The sequence below is a fragment of the Hydrogenophaga borbori genome, from assembly GCF_003417535.1.
Classification (GTDB): domain Bacteria; phylum Pseudomonadota; class Gammaproteobacteria; order Burkholderiales; family Burkholderiaceae_C; genus Hydrogenophaga; species Hydrogenophaga borbori.
In genome coordinates, this window is the sequence record NZ_QVLS01000034.1 from 1 (window position 1) to 1,174 (window position 1,174).

1 protein-coding gene is annotated in these 1,174 nt (G+C 60.9%); it reads right to left on the reverse strand.

The genetic code is table 11. The features are described 5' to 3' along the window. Positions 1 to 18: 18 nt before the first annotated feature. Positions 19 to 1,115, reverse strand: a protein-coding gene (locus DY262_RS21485; RefSeq protein WP_245981156.1) for an IS3 family transposase whose coding sequence is annotated in 2 segments (ribosomal slippage) — positions 19 to 863 and positions 863 to 1,115 — 1,098 coding nt in all. Because the reading frame shifts where the segments join, the coding sequence is not laid out codon by codon here. Positions 1,116 to 1,174 lie beyond the last annotated feature (59 nt).

The following is a 1,174-nucleotide window of genomic DNA, read 5'->3' on the forward strand; positions in this document are numbered from 1 at the left end:
CTCGAATTCCTGAGCCAGTCAGAAGTAGAGGTTGGGGAACAGTTTGACACGGTACTCGACCGGTGGGATTCGGCCGAGGGACTCATGGGGGCGCTGGTGGTTGTAGCGATGCAGCCAATCGACCGTCATGTCACGTACTTCCTGCAGTGACTCGAAGACGTAGCAATCGAGCACCTCGGTGCGGTAGGTCTTGTTGAATCGTTCTACATAGGCGTTCTGCGTGGGCTTGCCGGGCTGGATGTGCTGCAGGGCGATGCCTTTGCTCTGAGCCCACTGGGCCATGGCGTGAGCGATGAACTCAGGGCCATTGTCCAGGCGAATTGACAGCGGCGCACCGCGCACCTCCACCAGTTCGTTGAGCGCCCGTATGACGCGCGCAGCCGGCAGGCTGGTGTCAACCTCGATGTGCAGGCCCTCGCGATTGAACTCGTCGATGACGTTGAAGGTTCTGAAGCGCCTGCCGGACCACAACGCATCAGACATGAAGTCACAGCTCCAGCCCTGGTTGGGCTGGCCTGCTGCGTGTAGTGGTTGCTTGATGCGCGCAGGCAGCCGTTTCTTGCCCCGCCGTGGCAGGTTCAGCCGCAGCTCGCAGTAGACGCGCCAGAGCACCGTCTTGCCCCAGGGCTTGTCTTGGTGACGGGCGCTGTCGTACAGCAGGCCAAAGCCGTGGCGTGGGTTGAGCGCCATGTGGGCTTGAACGAAGGCAATAACCCCGGAATCGTCGCGTGCGACAGGCTGGTAGCGCAGCGTGGAGCGAGCAATCCCGCTGGCAATGCAGGCCCTGCGCTGGCTCATACCGTGCTCGGCCATGAGACTTTGAACAACCGCCTCGCGACGCTCCGGGGTCAGAGCTTTCGGTCAACGACGTCCTTCAGAGCGTGGTGCATCAGCGCCAGGTCGGCGTACATGCGTTTGAGCTTGGCGTTCTCGTCCTGCAGCTGGCGAAGCTGCGACAGGTGTGAGACCGTCATGCCCGAGAACTGGCTCTTCCACTTGTAGTACGTCGGCTCGCTGATGCCGTGCTTCCTGCACGTCTCGCCGACCTTCGCGCCCATCTCGACTTCCTTGAGGATGCCGACTATCTGCGCTTCACTGAATCTGGATTTCTTCATGTAGAGACTCCGTCTGAGGGAATTCTCTACCTCCGGCTGGTTCAGGTTTTCGAGGGGAC